At 67.4% G+C, this 15,870-nt stretch carries 13 protein-coding genes and 1 pseudogene; 11 read left to right on the forward strand and 3 right to left on the reverse strand.

All coding sequences use genetic code 11. The features are described from left to right. Nucleotides 1-4: 4 nt before the first annotated feature. Nucleotides 5-607, forward strand: a complete 603-nt coding sequence (locus ACTWNK_RS40335; RefSeq protein WP_474310201.1) for a hypothetical protein — start codon at nucleotides 5-7, stop codon at nucleotides 605-607. A 188-nt stretch (nucleotides 608-795) separates the two neighbouring features. Here the strand turns inward: ACTWNK_RS40335 and ACTWNK_RS40340 are convergent. Further along, nucleotides 796-1,086: pseudogene (locus ACTWNK_RS40340) on the reverse strand (class I SAM-dependent methyltransferase); the annotation flags it as partial. Between the two features lie 443 nt (nucleotides 1,087-1,529). On the opposite strand from ACTWNK_RS40340, the gene ACTWNK_RS40345 reads away from it, so the two are divergent. The 8 genes from ACTWNK_RS40345 (at nucleotide 1,530) to ACTWNK_RS40380 (ending at nucleotide 11,413) form a co-directional block, all read left to right on the forward strand. Further along, nucleotides 1,530-2,684 (forward strand): FAD-dependent oxidoreductase, encoded by a 1,155-nt coding sequence (locus ACTWNK_RS40345; protein WP_474310202.1) that lies wholly within the window; start codon nucleotides 1,530-1,532, stop codon nucleotides 2,682-2,684. 41 nt (nucleotides 2,685-2,725) lie between these two features. After that, nucleotides 2,726-3,529, forward strand: coding sequence for an alpha/beta fold hydrolase (locus tag ACTWNK_RS40350; RefSeq protein ID WP_474310203.1), 804 nt, complete (start codon nucleotides 2,726-2,728; stop codon nucleotides 3,527-3,529). Further along, nucleotides 3,526-4,374, forward strand: coding sequence for an alpha/beta hydrolase (locus tag ACTWNK_RS40355; RefSeq protein ID WP_474310204.1), 849 nt, complete (start codon nucleotides 3,526-3,528; stop codon nucleotides 4,372-4,374). Before ACTWNK_RS40350 ends, ACTWNK_RS40355 begins: the two co-directional genes overlap by 4 nt. A gap of 66 nt (nucleotides 4,375-4,440) precedes the next feature. After that, on the forward strand, nucleotides 4,441-5,682 hold the full coding sequence (locus ACTWNK_RS40360; RefSeq protein ID WP_474310205.1) for an MFS transporter: 1,242 nt from the start codon (nucleotides 4,441-4,443) through the stop codon (nucleotides 5,680-5,682). Between the two features lie 104 nt (nucleotides 5,683-5,786). Further along, nucleotides 5,787-6,791, forward strand: a complete 1,005-nt coding sequence (locus ACTWNK_RS40365) for an AraC family transcriptional regulator (RefSeq protein ID WP_474310206.1) — start codon at nucleotides 5,787-5,789, stop codon at nucleotides 6,789-6,791. A 161-nt stretch (nucleotides 6,792-6,952) separates the two neighbouring features. Further along, nucleotides 6,953-7,672 (forward strand): hypothetical protein, encoded by a 720-nt coding sequence (locus ACTWNK_RS40370; protein WP_474310207.1) that lies wholly within the window; start codon nucleotides 6,953-6,955, stop codon nucleotides 7,670-7,672. Nucleotides 7,673-7,713: 41 nt separating this feature from the next. Further along, entirely contained in the window at nucleotides 7,714-8,805 is a 1,092-nt protein-coding gene (locus ACTWNK_RS40375) for a hypothetical protein (protein ID WP_474310208.1), read from the forward strand. A gap of 52 nt (nucleotides 8,806-8,857) precedes the next feature. Further along, nucleotides 8,858-11,413, forward strand: a complete 2,556-nt coding sequence (locus ACTWNK_RS40380; protein WP_474310209.1) for a hypothetical protein — start codon at nucleotides 8,858-8,860, stop codon at nucleotides 11,411-11,413. A gap of 59 nt (nucleotides 11,414-11,472) precedes the next feature. On the opposite strand, the gene ACTWNK_RS40385 is transcribed toward ACTWNK_RS40380, so the two are convergent. Beyond that, entirely contained in the window at nucleotides 11,473-12,366 is an 894-nt protein-coding gene (locus tag ACTWNK_RS40385) for a DUF4394 domain-containing protein (protein WP_474310211.1), read from the reverse strand. A gap of 415 nt (nucleotides 12,367-12,781) precedes the next feature. Here ACTWNK_RS40385 and ACTWNK_RS40390 point away from each other — a divergent pair, with 415 nt between their 5' ends. Together ACTWNK_RS40390 and ACTWNK_RS40395 are read left to right on the forward strand one after the other, a co-directional pair. Next, nucleotides 12,782-13,930, forward strand: coding sequence for a PucR family transcriptional regulator (locus ACTWNK_RS40390; RefSeq protein WP_474310213.1), 1,149 nt, complete (start codon nucleotides 12,782-12,784; stop codon nucleotides 13,928-13,930). 28 nt (nucleotides 13,931-13,958) lie between these two features. Next, entirely contained in the window at nucleotides 13,959-14,546 is a 588-nt protein-coding gene (locus ACTWNK_RS40395) for a hypothetical protein (RefSeq protein ID WP_474310214.1), read from the forward strand. Nucleotides 14,547-14,606: 60 nt separating this feature from the next. On the opposite strand, the gene ACTWNK_RS40400 is transcribed toward ACTWNK_RS40395, so the two are convergent. Beyond that, complete coding sequence (locus ACTWNK_RS40400; protein ID WP_474310215.1) at nucleotides 14,607-15,518, reverse strand: hypothetical protein; 912 nt, start codon at nucleotides 15,516-15,518, stop codon at nucleotides 14,607-14,609. Nucleotides 15,519-15,870 lie beyond the last annotated feature (352 nt).

The following is a 15,870-nucleotide window of genomic DNA, read 5'->3' on the forward strand; positions in this document are numbered from 1 at the left end:
AACCATGACGAACACGGAACAGGCCCTCCCCGCAGCCAATCAGTGGGACTTATTGGTCGAGCACGGCCGTGGACTCCAACGGGGCTTCCATGCCCTCTGGGTGGAGAGCGACGACCCGGAAGAGCTGGCCGGCCGATTCCGCGTGGATCCGGGCTCACGCCTGGAGTGCGATGTGGAAACACTCGTCGGCACGTACAAAGGCCCTCCGGCGAAAGCGATCTGGGTCGGCCCGCACGCACCAGGCTGGACTCATGTCTTCGTCTTCGGGATGACCACCGCCTATCCCGGGATCGACAATCTCGGAAAACAGCGAGTTCTTCAGATGAAATACACAGGGGAGGTGGGTGAAGGACTCGGCCCGCTGAACCTTCTCTACGACGGGGAACTGCTCGGCGACGTCAATCCGCCGTACGAGGAGGGCGGCTACATGTCCCTCCCCGACTACCGGCCCTTCACTGAAGGGCTGGCGCTCGACCCCGAAGCTGACGAAGGGCACGATGTCCACACCTTGTGGTGTGTGGCCGGGCGGATCACCGGGAGGTTCGCGGACCGGGAGTGGTGGGGGCGGGCTCGTACCTTCTACACCATCCCGGCGAACGCTTGGTAACGCCGACCCGGTGTGCTTTTCGGAGGAGTAGGCGGGATCTGCAAGCCTGGCGAACGGTCAGGGTGATGGGTTTGCGGCCAGTCGGGACGTCGCCGCCGGCTTGGGGCTGGATTCGGATCGGGCAGTCGATGACCTTGCGGGCGTGTGGACTGTCGGGTGCGGGAATGCCGAGCCGTGGTCGCCCTCGATCACGCTGATGCTCCGCCGGGCCACAAGACCCGGCGGAGTCTTGCCAGGACGTCGGCCGGTTGGGCGAGATGCTCCAGGGCGAAGCAGGCGAACGCCTGGTCGAGGGGGTTGTCGGCGAGCGGCAGCCGGTACAGGTTGGGGTGCTGGAAGCGGACGTCCGCAGGCGGGGCCGATGCGGTGAGGTGTTCGCGAGTGCGGGCGTGTTTCAAGGACGTGGCGTCGCGGTCGACGGCAGTGATGTGGATACCGGGACTACGGCCGACCAGATAGGCCGTCTGCGCATCTCCCCCACAGCCGACCTCCTACATCGGGCGAACCTGTCGTCTCGATCCCTGCCGCCAAAAGCGCCTGACCTGCGGGTTCTGGGTCCTAGTCGTCGGTGATCCGGTCCTCGTTGGCCAGGTGTGGGAATCCCGGTCCTCCGCAGGCTTCAGGTGCGCGAGGTTCCATGACAAGAACCCTCGATGGGGCCGTCACCGCAGCAGTCATCACCGCCCCCCTGACAACACCGCAGGTCCGCGCCGATCCTCCGCCCGGCGCCACCGCACCCACCCCCCGCAGGTTTCACCGTGCGGAACTCGCGATCCACTCCCCTCCCACTCCGACCTATGCTCATCGAAACCCAGGGGCGGTTCGTCCGCATGGTCATGGTTTCGGTGCGTTCAGGCGGGATCGCAGCGGAGTCCGGTGGCGCCCTCATCCCGTCGGAACAGAAGTGAAAGCAGGCGATCCCGTGTCGGCGACAGCACCACACGCACAGATCATCGGCGCGGGGCTCGGCGGGCTGACCGCGGCCGCGGCGCTGGCCCAGCGCGGCTGGACGGTACGCCTTCATGAGCGCGATCAGGAGATCAGGGCGATCGGCGCCGGTATCTACCTGTGGAGCAACGGCCTGTCGGTCCTTCGCGCGCTCGGCGTCTTCGACGAAGCGGTCGAAGGGGCCCATCTCGGGCCGCTGATGGAGAGCCGCGACCGCAACGACCGGGTCGTCGAGAGCATCCCGATCAACGGTGAGCACGGCCCTGAGCTGTACACGATCCTGCGCAGGCGGCTGATCGACGCGCTGACCGGAGCCGCCGTACGCGCGGGGGTGGAGATCGTCACCGGTTCCACCGCGGTCACCGCGACGCCCGACGGCGAGGTGGTCTTCGCCGACGGCACCCGCTCGCGCAGTGACCTGGTGGTCGCCGCCGACGGCGTCAACTCGCGGTTGCGCGACTCCCTCGGCCTGCTGCGCCGCCGGGTCCGGATGCCGCAGGGCGCCGCCCGGCTGCTCATCCCCCGCCGGGCCGGTTTCGTCGCCCCGGCCGACGACGCCAAGTACATCGAGTACTTCTCCGGCAGCCGTCGCATCCTCTACACCCCGTCCAGCGCCGACCAGCTCTACATCGCACTGGTCTGCTCCACCGGTGACGAGCGCGCCCAGCGCGTGCCGATCGACAAGGACACCTGGCTGCGTTCCTTCCCCCTGCTGGAGGAGCTCATCCAGCATCTCGACGGGGAGAGCCGCTGGGACCAGTTCGAGTACCTGGAGCTCAAGCAGTGGTCGGCGGGTGCGGTCGCCGTACTCGGGGACGCCGCGCACGCCCAGCCGCCCTACCTGGGCCAGGGCGGCGGGTGCGCGATGATGAACGCGCTCGGGCTCGCCGAGGCGGTCACCTACGGCGCGGGCGACCTGGCCACGCAATTGCGCAGTTGGGAGGCGGCGGAGCGGCCGGTGATCCAGCACACCCAGCGCTTCTCGCACCGTCTCGGCCACCTCAACCCGCTGCCCGACCGCCCGCGCTCGGCGCTGCTGGCCGTACTGAACCGCTCGCGCACCCTCGGCAGGATGCGCCTGCGCGCCGCCACCACCGTCCCCACCGGTATGAACCGTTTCCCGGCGTGAACCGGACTCCCGGCACCAGCACACCGGCGGAAGGAAACACCATGAAGACCTTGAACCTCAACGGCAACCCGATCGACTACGACGTCACCGGTACGGCCGGCCCCACGCTGGTCCTGCTCAGCGGGTGGTGTCAGGACCATCGGCTCTTCGACGCCGTGCTCCCGTCTCTGGCCGAACGGCATCAGGTGATCCGGGCCGACTGGCGTGGGCACGGCGCCGTGCGTACGGTCGAGGACGACTTCGGGCCCGCCGAGCAGGCCGACGATGTGATCGCACTGATGGACGCGCTCGGTGTGGAACGTTTCATACCGGTCTCCACCTCGCACGGCGGCTGGGCCAACATGGAGGTCACCAACCGCCTGGACACCGATCGGGTGCCCGGCTCCGTGGTGATCGACTGGATCATGGTCGAGGCGTGGCCGGAGTTCATCCAGGACCTGCGTGACATCCAGGACCCGCAGGTGTGGAAGGCGGGCAGGCAGCGGCTGTTCGACTTCTGGCTCGGCGGCACCGCGCACCCGGCGGTCGCCCACCACCTCGACGACGAGATGGCCTCGTTCGACTTCGACATGTGGGCCCGTTCCTGCCGTGTCATCGAGCGCGCGTACGCCACCTGGGGCTCCCCGATGCGCAGGATGGCGGAGATGGCGCCGCAGCGGCCGATCACCCACCTGTTCTCCCAGCCGGACCGCCCGGACTACGAGGCCCTCCAGCGGGAGTTCGCCGCAGCCAATCCGTGGTTCGCACCCCAGCACATCCCCGGACGGACGCACTTCCCGACGCTGGAGTCGCCCGCCGTACTGGCCGCGCACATCGAGACGTTCGCCGCCTCGGCCATGCGATGAGCCCCAGGGACGACGCCGACCGCGCCTACAACGTACGGGCGACCGTACCCGTTGCGGTTTTCGACGAGAACATGCACCGCTACCGGTCGTGGTCGGACTCGGCGGTGCGCGGTCTGCGCGGGTACCCGGGCCTGGTCTACGACGAGGTCAGCGGTGAGCGGCTCGACATCTGGGGGGTGGGCGACCGGCCCCGGCCGGTGTTCGTGTTCGTGCACGGCGGGTACTGGCGGGCGCTGTCGCGGGCGGACTCGGCGTTCATGGCCGCCATGCTCGACCAGCAGGGCATCGCGACCGTCGCCGTCGACTACACCCTGGCCCCGCACGCGACGCTGGAGGAGATCGTCCGCCAGGTCCGCGCCGCCGTGGCCTTCGTGCACCGGCACGGCGAGCGGCACGGGCTCGACCCGAGCCGGATCGTGGTCGGCGGCAGTTCGGCCGGAGGGCATCTGACCGGCATGCTCATGCTGCAGGACTGGCAGGAGCCGCTCGGCCTGCCGCTCGACGTGGTCAGCGCCGCGATGCCCATCAGCGGGCTGTTCGACATCAGGCCGCTGGTCGACAGCTTCGCCAACGACTGGCTCGGACTCGACCTCGAACGGGCCGCCGCGCTCAGCCCCGCCCTGAGCCTGCCCGCCCGGCGGGTTCCCGCGATCTTCGCCGTCGCCGAGCACGACGGCGCCGGCTTCCACACCCAGACCGAGCAGTTCCATCACGCCTGGTCGCAAGGGTCCGCCACCCGCTCCGAACTGCTGGTGGCGCCCGACACCCACCACTACGACGTCGTGCTGGACCTCGCACGACCGGACTCGGCCATGAGCCGCGCCCTGCTCAGCCTCTTCGCCTGAGCCCTCCGTATCGAAAGGCCCCGCACCGAAACCCCCCATCCCTTTTCGCATGCCTTCGGAGAACACATGGACGACAATGTGACACCCACCGACCGCCGGTCCACACCATGGTGGATGCTGGCGATCATCTCGGCCGGTTTCGTCGTGATGACGATCAACTGGTTCAACATCGCGGCCGGCTTCGGCCAGATCAGCGAAACCTTCAAGCTGGAGATCCCGCAGGTCGCGGGGCTGATCTCGGTCTTCGTCATCGGCTACGGCATCTTCCACATCCCCGGCGGCCTGCTGGCCACCCGTATCGGCATGCGGTGGGTCCTCGCACTCGGCCTCCTGCTCGAAGGCGCGGCCGCGGTCCTTTCGGCCACCGCCGAGTCCTACACCATGCTGGTCGTCTTCCGTGTGCTGTGCGGCATCGGCGCGTCGGTGTTCGCCGCCGTGGGCGTCGCGGCGGTCAGCGTATGGTTCCAGCACCGCCACCACGCCCTGGCGCTCGGCATCACCTCCGCCTGCTTCAGCATCGGCTCCGCGGCCGGGCTGTACATCTGGCTCGACCTCACCGAGGCCGTCGGCTGGCGCAACGCGCTGATCGTCGGTGGCGTGCTGTGCGCCGCGGTCGGCCTGGTCACCGCGTTCGCCTTCCGGGTCCCCACGGGCAGCCAGCAGCTGAAGGGGGTACGCCTGACCCGGCACGACATTCGCCAGGGCCTGCTCAACCGCAGCATCTGGCTGTACGGCCTGGCCTTCCTCGGCGCCTACGGCGCCTTCATCGCCGGCTCCCAGCTGATCGCCGGGTACGGCGCCGACCAGAAGGGCATCGGCGTCGGCGAGGTCGCCCTGGCCGCCTTCCTCATCGGCATCGCGGGTGTGCCCGGCAGCATCGCGGGCGGCTGGATCAGCGACCGGCTCTCCAGCCGGCGCAATGTCTTCGTCGCCGCCGCGGTCGCCGAAGGCGTGTTCCTGCTGCTCGTGCCGCTGAGCGGGCCCGGCTGGTTCTGGCTGCCCGCCCTCGGTATCGGCTTCATGTTCAACTTCGCGCTGGCCGTCTGGCAGACCATTCCCGGCGACTGGCCCGGCCTGTCGCAGGAGAACATCGGCACCGCGTTCGGCCTCATGCTCACCATCTCGGCGGTCGGCGGGTTCGCCCTGCCCTTCGTCTTCGGCGAGCTGGCCCCCACGGGCGGCTACGCCCTGGCCTGGACCGTACTCGGCGTGATCAGCATCGGCTGCGCGCTCCTCGGCCTGCTGAACCGCGAAACCTCGCGTACCGAACCCCAGCACCGGGCCACGGCCTCCACGCCCGGCGCCTAGCGAACGGCACTGCGGCCCGAACCATGACGCCATAGTTCGGGCCGCTTTGCGTTGGGCGCTGTTAACATCGCAGCAACCGAGCGTCCTAGTGCCCTGGTGGCGACATGGCGAATTCAGCTGACCTGGCGGTTCCCGCACTGCCCTGGAGATTCAGCACTCGCACACTCGACCTCGATCAGGCCAGCGAGCAAGGGGCTCTCACGTACTACCCGCTCCGCATGGATATTCTCCGGAACGCCGGTCAGTTCAGGATGTCGATCGACGCGATGCAGATCGGGCCGATCCTGGTCGGGGACTGCCGGTTCGATGCGGACATCAAGATGGACTTCGCCGAACTGCACAAGTTCTATCACTTCAATATTCCGCTCTCGGGCCAGCTGACCTCCGCGAACCTGGGCAACGAGGTCACCGCGACCTCCGAACGCGGCGTGCTGTACGGGCCCACCGGGGACGTACGGCTGACCCGATGGAGCGCCGGTAGCCGCATCCTGTGCGTCAAGATCAGACGCGAGGCCCTGGAGGCCGAGTTGGAGCGGCTCCTGCAAAGGCCCATCCGTTCGCCGATCGTTTTCGCCCCGTCGATGGACCTGACCCGGGGGTACGGGCGGATCCTGCGGGAGCTGGTGTGCATGCTCGCCGAGCAGGCCGGGCGCGAGGAGCCCCTGACCAGGCACGAGATCATCGGCCTGCCGTTGTGGCACAGCGTGCTCACCCACCTGCTGGCAGCGGCCGACCACAACCACCGGGACAGGCTGATCAGCTCCGGTCCCCCGTGTCACCCGCCGACACTCAAGCGCGTCATCGACGCGATGCGGGCGGCCCCGGCGACTCCGTTCACCGCCGCCGGGCTCGCCGAGATCGCCGGTGTGCCCATCCGTACGCTCCAGGAGGCGTTCCGGTCGCACGTCGATGTGTCGCCGATGGCCTATCTGCGTAACCTTCGCCTTGAGCGGGCACACGCGGACCTCATCGCTGCGGAGCCGGGCCATACCAGCGTCACCGATGTGGCTCATCGATGGGGCTTTCCCCACCAGGGGCGTTTCGCAGCCGTCTATATGAAGAAGTACGGAGCGAAACCCTCCGACACCCTGCGGTCGGTCGGCGGATAACAGCCGATTCGCCGCCTTTCGGCCCTCCGGATTACGGCATTTCACTTCCGTTGCGCAAATCGGCTATTCGCCGCGCAAATGGGATCGCGATCACCTTGAGACGGCACTACCTTGAGGCCGGAACGGTCGCGCTATGAGACTGCTTGCCGGGAGAACGAGACATGAACAGGAACCAGCTCATCCGGACGATGGTCGCGGGCCCGGCGCTGCTTCTCGTGATCGCACCATCGTGCACCACGGGCTCCACACAGCGGGACACGACATGCGCCCTGCTCCTCGACGCGAGCGGGTCCGCCGTGAAGCAGGTCAAAGAACTACTCAAAGGCAAGCTCGGTCCACGCCTGACGGAGGAAGGCTGCGCCACCCTCGACCTGGTCCCGGTCAACCAGGAGCCGCTGATCGCCTCGTGCCGGCAGGAACGCCTGAAGCTCGAGTCGGACGAGAACGGGGACATTGTGCGCGAGAGCCACGAGAAAGAACTGGCGGAAACAGCCGACGAAGCCGCCAAGCAGTTCCTGAACTGCCTAGCCGAAACCGGCGAAGGACAGCAAAGGTCGCACGTGTTCGGCGCCCTCGCAGTAGCCCGCCAGAAACTGGGCGGACCACCGACCAAGCGCACGATCATCGCCTACACCGACTTTCTGCAGTCCCACAAGGACCTCCAGCTCTGCACAGCGTTGGAGAACAGCACAGCAGAAGAGGTGCTGGCGAAGCTCCGCAATCAGAAGAACCTTCCCGACCTGGAAGGCATACGTGTGCGCGCACCGATGTTCCTCGCCGCAGCGAAATGCAACGGGGTGGCGTTGAACACCCTTTCGGAGTTCTGGACCCTCGCCATGAAAGAGATGAAAGTCAAGGACGGAGATTTCATCAGATCATGAGCAACGAGCGCCGTCGCCGTACGGCTGGGCACCTCTTCCACATGGCGCCGGTCGAGGAGATTCCCTGCCCCTGCTCCACGCTCCCCGACCTGCCGGACGTCGCCACGACGATGCCGGTGGCCGTACAGGACGCTCAGCACAACGGGGAGATGGACGGCAGGCTGGGTCTCGGCGACTCGAACCCTCCGGGCGACAGCCCCTACCTGCGTCAGCTGGACGCCTGGCGCGACGCAGAGCTCGAGCGGTGCGAAACGGACGCGGCGCGGAGGCGGGAGCAGGAGAAACGTGCTGTCGACGAGCACCGCCACCACGAGGGCTGGGCGCAGAACAAGCTCGCCGCGGCGGAGCGGGACCTGGCCGCCGCGCAGGAGGCCGACCGGAAGTCTGACGGCCACGGGCCGCTGCACACGAAGGCGACCCGGGTACTCGGCTGGACCGCCCTCGCCTTGATCGGCCTCGCCGACATCTGGATCAACTACACCGTCTTCGCCAACCTCGCCACCGGGGGCATCGTCATCGAGCTGGGTGAGGGCGGTGTGCGCATCGAGCTGCTGACGGTCCTGTTCACCCTTTCGGTGGCGACCGCGATCATCGCGGTTCCGCACTTCTGCGGGCTGTGGATCCGGCAGCTGACGCGGAAGCGCCCACCGGTCGGCGAGCTCGTCGTCAGGGTGGCTGCGATCGCCTTCGCGCTGATCACATGGTCGGTCTGCGCGTACCGGATCGGGGATCTGCGCACGGTCGTGTCCAATGCCGATCTCAAGCTTCTGGGGATCGATGCGACGGCGGTGACGCCTTTGTTCATCGGCCTCCTTTTGTTGTCCGGGGCCTTCGCCTTCCTCATGGGCCTGTCCTCGGAGGCCAAGAACAACACCGGATTCGCCGAGGCCACCGACAATGTCGATCGCTACACGCGCATGCTCGCGCACTACAGGGGCCACACCGAGGCCGCCGACATGCGACAGGTATGGGAGGCCAGAAAGCGGGAGATCACCGCGATGTACGAGGCGGCTTCGCATGCCTATCTCCACGGCATGGCACGTGGCCGGGCCCAGGCCGTACTGAACGGGGCGGCCCAGGGCAGTGAGAGGGGGCGAATCCACGATGATGCCATCGCCCGAGCGCCTCGGTAGTCTCACGCCGAACGAACAGCGGGTATGGGACGGCTTCTTCCAGGGCGAGCGCGTGGACGTCACGGTCTCGAAGGATCCGGGCAACAGCAGCCGGTCCGCTGCGGGCCAGATCCGCCCCACGGCCTCCTCCATCCAGGCGAAGGTCATCGCGACCCTGCTCACCATCGACACCACTGTCCTCGCCGAGGACGCGAAAGGCCTGCCGTACCCGGTTCCGGCGCTTCGGTTGAAGGGCGCGCATGTCATCGGACGGCTGGACCTCAGCAATGCCGTCGTCGGGTTCTCCGCGGAGTTCATCGACTGCACCTTCGAGTTCACGCCGCTGTTCAAGTACGCGAGGACCAGGTCGCTCTCCTTCACCGGGTGCGAACTCCCCGGTGTCGAGGCCGAAGGGATCACGGTCGAGGGAAAGCTGACACTGCGCGGATGCGTGGTGGCACAGCCGGGCGCCTTCCACGTAGGGGCCGACCGTGAGGAACTGCTCACGACCATGGGCGAACTCCGCTCGGCACGGCTCGACGAAGAACTCGCCGAACTGGACGACCGGCGCGGAAGGCTGGAGCGTCTCACGACGGCGATCGCCGCGCAGGCCACTGTGGCAAGGGAGAAGAGTCCGGAGAAGGTGCGGAAGTACACGGGCGGTCGAAACTGGCGCGCGGTGTTCGACGGTCCGGATGAAGGCGGTCGCGCCCCGACCAAGCCCGATCAGGACGCGGCACCCGCGAAGGACCTTCCCCATCTCAAGGCGATCCATCGCGAACTCGGCCGCATCGAAGAAGCACTTCAGGAGGTCGGCGCCCGCCAGGAGAATGCGAAGCAACTTCTCGCGGACCTCAGGCACGTCAGTTCCGCCCTCACGGATGTACGAACGACCGTCAAGGTCACCGGCTACGACACGGAGAAACTGCGCAGGCAACTCGACGACGAGATCGTCCTCCTGGACCGGATCAACCTGCTGAGTGCGAAGATCACCGGGCCGCTCGTCCTGAACAGAAGCACGATCAGCGACGACAGAAGAACGGCCGTGAACGCCGATTTCGCCGTGGTAGAAGGCGGGATATTCGCCATGGAGGGCACTGAGGTCATCGGCCTGTTCCGGCTCGGCGGAGCCAGGGTCACCGGCGACATCAACCTTTCGGGCGCCACGCTCGGCAAACGCACGGCGGAGATCGAGGCCAGGGCGGAACCGGCGCCGGCCGAGGCGCCCACACTGGAGCCCGCTCCCCGGCCGCAGCCCGAGACGTCGGAGGCCATGACGTTGCTCGCCGACGGGCTGGAGCTGGCCGGGGACCTCATCTGCAGGCCCGACAACGATCGCCGTTTCACCTGCGCGGGAACGCTGTCGCTCAACGGGGCGGTCATCAGCGGCAAGACACACTTCGCCGCGGCCGTACTGGGCGACGGCTCCGACCACGCGCTGCATGCGAACGGCATCACCGTGGGCGACGGCCTGCACCTGGAGGGCTGCGAGGCCAACGGCACGATCGACATCGACAATGCGAAGATCACCGGCGGCATCGCCCTCAAGAACCTGACCGTACGCCCGGAACGACATGGCGAGAGCGACGAGCCCGCCGTACTGCGAGCGGACAACATCACCGTCGAGAACGGGCTGGTCCTCATCAGCCAATGCGAGATCACCGGGCCGATCTCGATGCGCGGGGCCGGGATCGGTGGCGCCTTCACCATGGAGGACACCACGATGCGCTCCGTGGCGGCCGACTCCGTCTTCGCCGCCGACGGCAGCACCGTCAACGGCGATCTGCGCATCACCCGGTCCTCGTTCAGGGGGACCACCGTGCGGCTCACGGATGTCACGGTCAGCGCACAGCTGGAGATCTCCTCCACGGCATTCACCCTCCACCAGGACAAGACATCGCTGCCTCAGGACTCCCTCGTCGTCCGCCGGGCGAGCGCCACCGCGCTCGTGATCGGACCTGGCGTGGGACCCGCAGGGCCGATCCACCTCGACCACACGGTCACCTCGCAGCTGGAACTCCACGTCGATCCGTGCTGGAGCACGCTCTCCCTCGACGGACTGAAGTACGACACCCTCGTGCGCATCAAGCGCGACGCTCACCCCGGCAAGGAGGCCGACCTGCGGCTGAAGGCCTGGGGCCTGACGTCCTCCTCCTCCACCTATCAGCCGCAGCCGTACGAGGAACTCGCCGCGTTCTACCGGAGGGTCGGCCACGAGCCTGACGCCAAGCGGGTGCTGCTGATGAAGTTCCGCAGGCACCGCAAGAGCCTGCCGTGGTACCGGCGATTCACCGGTGTGGTCCAGGAGGTCACCGTCGGGTACGGCTTCCGGCCCTGGCTGGCGGGCGTCTGGCTGGCCTTCCTGGTCGCGGCGGGATCGGCGGCCTTCGCCCTCGCACCCGCGACGGAGCTTGCGAAGATCCCGGGAGCCAAGGAGGCACCGTGGCCGAGCTCGGCGCTCTACTCCCTCGATCTCGTCCTGCCCATCATCTCCATGAAGCAGTACGAGGACGTGAAGCTCAGCACCGCCTACACCGCGGTCACGATGGCCCTTTCGCTGTCCGGCTGGATCATCGCGACCACTGTCGTCGCCGGTCTCACCCGTGTCCTGACCCGCGGCGACCGGTGACGCCTGGACGGGGGCAGCCCGCGCCGGAGCTCCCGGCGCGGGCTGAGGGGGGGACGGCGTCAGTCGATGTCGGTGTCGAGGGCGAGCGCGATGTCGGAGATGGCGATCGGGAACGGCTCGTCGCCCACGCGGGTGGCGGTGCCGGTGAGGACGTCCACGCTGTAGAGGAAGGAGTCCCCGCTCTCGCCGTCGAGCAGGGTGGCGAAGGCCACGTTGGAGACGGTCTTTTTGCCGGACAGGTCGCTGTAGATGTCCAGGCCCGCATTGGTGTCGGCGTCGACGGTGAGCGCGCCGGTCGCGGCCAGCAGGCCGAGGTTGGCCGGTGACTGCACGGCGATCTGGTCGGCCGCCGTGTTGAGGGTGAAGAGCGAGGTCGCGGTGTCGTTGTGGCCGTCGTTGTTGGTGTACGCGCCGGCGGTCACCTTGGAGATCACCGGGCCGCCCGGGGCGCCGGTCAGAGCGGCGTCGGCGATGGTCTGGCCGGTGGCGACGTTGTGGCGCAGGTTCTGGCCGGTGTCGCTGATCACGCGCAGCCGGTCGGCGGCCGGATTGAAGTCGACGCCGAACGAGGTGCCCTTGAGGGAGATGCTGAGCTGGGAGACCTTCGTGACGACGACGTCGGGCACGGTCGGCGTCGGCATCGTGATCGTGTAGATCCCGCCGTGGTTGCCGACGGCGTAGAGGTTGCCGTCCTGTACGCGGAAGTCGATCCCGATCACGAAGCGGTCGGTGACCAGCCCGGAGATCCGCCTGAACCAGTCGAGCTGCTGTGGATTGTCGGTGAGGAAGGTGGCCATCAGCTTGCCGTCGCTGGAGATGCCGTAGGCGCGCAGCGGAGTGGTGGTGGAGGTGGAGGTCGCCGCCGTGCCAGGGGCGGCCGAGCCGACCGTGATGGCCGCGGCCGCCGCCAGTGCGATCGCTGCGGCCATTCCTCGCTTGATGGGTGCCTGCATGGTTTCCCCTGTCATGTCGCGCCGGAGAGTTGTGGTCCGGCACCGGCCTGATCTGGATGCGTCGATGGTGTCGACGGCATGAGCATTGCCCAGAGGCGACGGCATTGTCGTCGTAACAGGTGGTGAAGCATGTGGTCAGCGGAAAGAGCCGGATTGCCATTGCACGCAATATTGGCGAGGGCCGGATTTCCCAAGTCCTGCCGTCTTGACAATGACGGGCATTACTGCCGCCGACCCGCTTCGACACGTATCAGAGCCGTTCATGACAACCGTCTTCACCGGCGTACGGGCTAACATGAAGGCGCGCCCGTGCCAGGCCACTCGAAAAAGGGAGACGTCGATCAGCATGAGCGATCTCATGCAATTGTTGATGAAGCGGTCCGGTGAAAACGCACGCGCCGAAGTGAGCGTGTACATGCGCGAGTTGCCGGAATACCGCAAGGAGGTGGCCGATCCGAAGGCGTACGCCGACACGCTGGACTACGCCGTCTGGTTCCGGCGGCGCACGGTCGAGCGGGTCAGCGAGGATCAGCCGTTGCTGGCGGGGGATCTGTCCTTCATCGCCGACATCGGCAGGCAGCGGGCGCGGCGCGGTTTCTCCATCGACACGGCGCAGCGTGTGCTGACCCTGCATGCCAATCTGATGCTCCGCGAGATCTACGACGCGGTCGAAGGGCACGGCGTACAGGACCTGATGCATCTGATGTCGTGGTTCGGCGACCAGGGCGCGCGTGGCACCGACGCCTACCTGACGGCGTTCATGCAGGAGCAGCACCTGCACCTCACGGTGGCGACCAGGGTCCGCACGCTCACCCGGCTCCTCCTCGAAGGCAACACCACCGTCGCGCCGAGCCTCGCCCGCAGCCTGGGCGTCGACCTGCACGAGCACTACCTGGTGGTCATCGTCAGGGTGCCGGGCCGGCTGTTCAGCCGCACACCCGCCACCACCGACGCCATGCACGACGACCTGGTCGCGAATGTGTTCAAGAGCCATCTGGTGCCGCTGTGCTGGCAGCAGCCGAACGAACTGCTGGCCCTGGTGCCGCACGACGACCTGGCGTCGCTGTCCCCCCTGTCGTTGTCGCCGATGGCGTCGGGGAGCGATCGGCTCATGAGCCTGGTACGCGACATCGTGGAGCGCGTCGAGCGCCCCTGCGCGGTGGGCACGGCCGCGGGCCCCGTGGGCACCCTGGCCAGGACGGCCGAGTTGGCCAGGCGCGTGGCCCATGTCGCCCCGCTGGAGACCACGCCGAGCACCCTGCACGGTGTCGCCGACGTGTTCGTCGAACTCGGCGCCGCGCAACTGCCCGAGGTCGACCCCTGGCTGCGCGAGATCGCCCGGCGTCTGGCCGGCGGCCCCGACCTCGTCCTGACCCTGGACGCCTACTACCGCGCCGACATGAACCGCCTGGCCGCCGCCACCGCCCTGCACATCCACCCGAGAACCCTGGACTACCGCCTCCAACGCGTCCGCGAACTCACGATGGTCGATCCTGGTTCGGTACGCGGCGTCCGCATCCTGAGCACCACCGTCGCCCGGGTCCGAGCGGGCACGTGGACGTAGCGACGAGCACCTCGAAAGGCAGTTGAGTTTGCACAGCACTCCCCCGTTCCCCGCCCACGACCAAGCAGAGCTCCTGGACACGCACGGCTTCTCGCACCAGTTCGCCGGGACGTGGATCGAAGGCGACGACATCGAACGCGTCGCCGGGATTCTGCGTGCCGATCCCGGCAGCAGGCTGGACTGCGACCTGCCGACGGCCATGCGCTGGTACGACCCCCACGCGTACTCGTCCGACGAGGTCGTGTGGATGGGCGCGCATGCTCCAGGATGGCTGCACGTCATCGGCCTGCGAGGCCCCGGCGTATTCCCGGAACCGCTCAGTGCGGATGGCGCCCGGCTTTTCTATCTGGAATACGGTGAAGACGGAGTTCGGGGCCTCACCTATTGGCGTGACGGAGAAAGCAGAGGCCAATATGGGCGCGACGCCAACTTCTCCGGCGAGTTGGACGGCATGTTCACCGAGCACGCCGTCGACCTCACGCCCGGCGAGGACGCGCAGGACGAGATCAACGACTATCTGCTGCTGATCGGCCGTGTCACCGGTCGTTTCATCGATCCGGACTGGTTCACCGGCGATCGAGCGCTCTTCCGCATCCCAGAAGGCGCCTGGGCCTGATAGGAGAGGCAACTTGCCTGGCCCCCGATGGGATGGTCGCCAGGCAAGTTTCTCGGTCGGTCAGATGACGCGGACCTGGAACTGGTCTCCGTCCAGGACTCGGGACTTGTAGTAGAAGGCGCCCAGGTCGGATCCGCCGAGGCTGTTCTCGGCCAGGGGGATCATGCAGACGCTGTAGCCGCCGGAGTCGTTCGGTGTGCGGTTCGGCAGCCAGGACGCGCCGCAGTTGAACTCGTACCCGGTTCGCCAGTTGAACAGGAAGATGTTGCGCCCGTACGGCTGGCCGGCGGCGCCGTTGTAGGTGGACTTGTAGGGGTACTCGTCACACGACCAGGTGCCGGGCGTCGTCGGCTTGGGATGGCCTGGCGGGCAGGCCGTGGCGTAATTGCTGTCGATGAGGGCCTGGTTCTGCGTCCTGGTCAGGACGTCGGGCATCTTGAAATGCTTGGTGGCGAGCTGGACGTGGTAGGCGTAGGCCGGATAGCGATACGTCAGGATGTCGTGCACCGGCCGGACGGAATCGTAGACACAGCCTCTGGGATATCCGGGCAGCGCGTCGTCGCACCGATGGGCGACGGGCGAGGTGACCGAGGGCACGGTCGTCGGGTTCACCCACGCCGAGTTGGCGAACCAGTATTTCATCCCGCCGCGCGCGCCCCACTTGTAACCGCTGAGCGGACTGGTGAAGTACGCGGTGGCCGAGTGCACACGACCGGGAAGCGCCGATCCGCCGACCAGCCCACTGCTGGACACCGTACAGCTGGCCTGGCATTGCGGTTCGGCGTAGACGAACGTGTCGAGCACTGCGGGAATCGCCGGACCGGCGACTGACTTGGCCTGGTAGTGCCACGACTGCGTCCATTGCAGCGAGCCGTAGTCCAGGGTGGTCAGACTGGAGGCGGTGAACTCGATCGAGCCGATGACGGCTCCGCCCGGCACGGTGAAGATGAGGACGATGCCGTCGTCGATCACGCATGCGGCCGTTCGGGTGAGTGTGGGCTGCCCGCCGCAGATATCGGCGGCGACCGACTTGACCCCTGCCTTGACCTGACCGGCTTTTCTGGCCTGCTTTCGTACACAGGTGGCGGTCCCGGATTTCCCGGTCTCGGCGAGCTTCGTCGCGTACTGTTTGAGGTCGGGACCGCATTCCTGGGCGGCGGCGGATTGCGGTGCGGGCTGATAAGGTGCCGCCGTTGCCGGGGCTGCCGGGATGAGCAGGGATGACAGTCCTAAAACGAGGACCGCGATCCCCGCTTTCCATCGGGACACGCCTTACTCCCTTCGTGAAGAAACGTTGGACGAAGGGAAGCGTCGGCCTCTGGAC

This window comes from Nonomuraea sp. IBHARD001 (genome assembly GCF_056106265.1).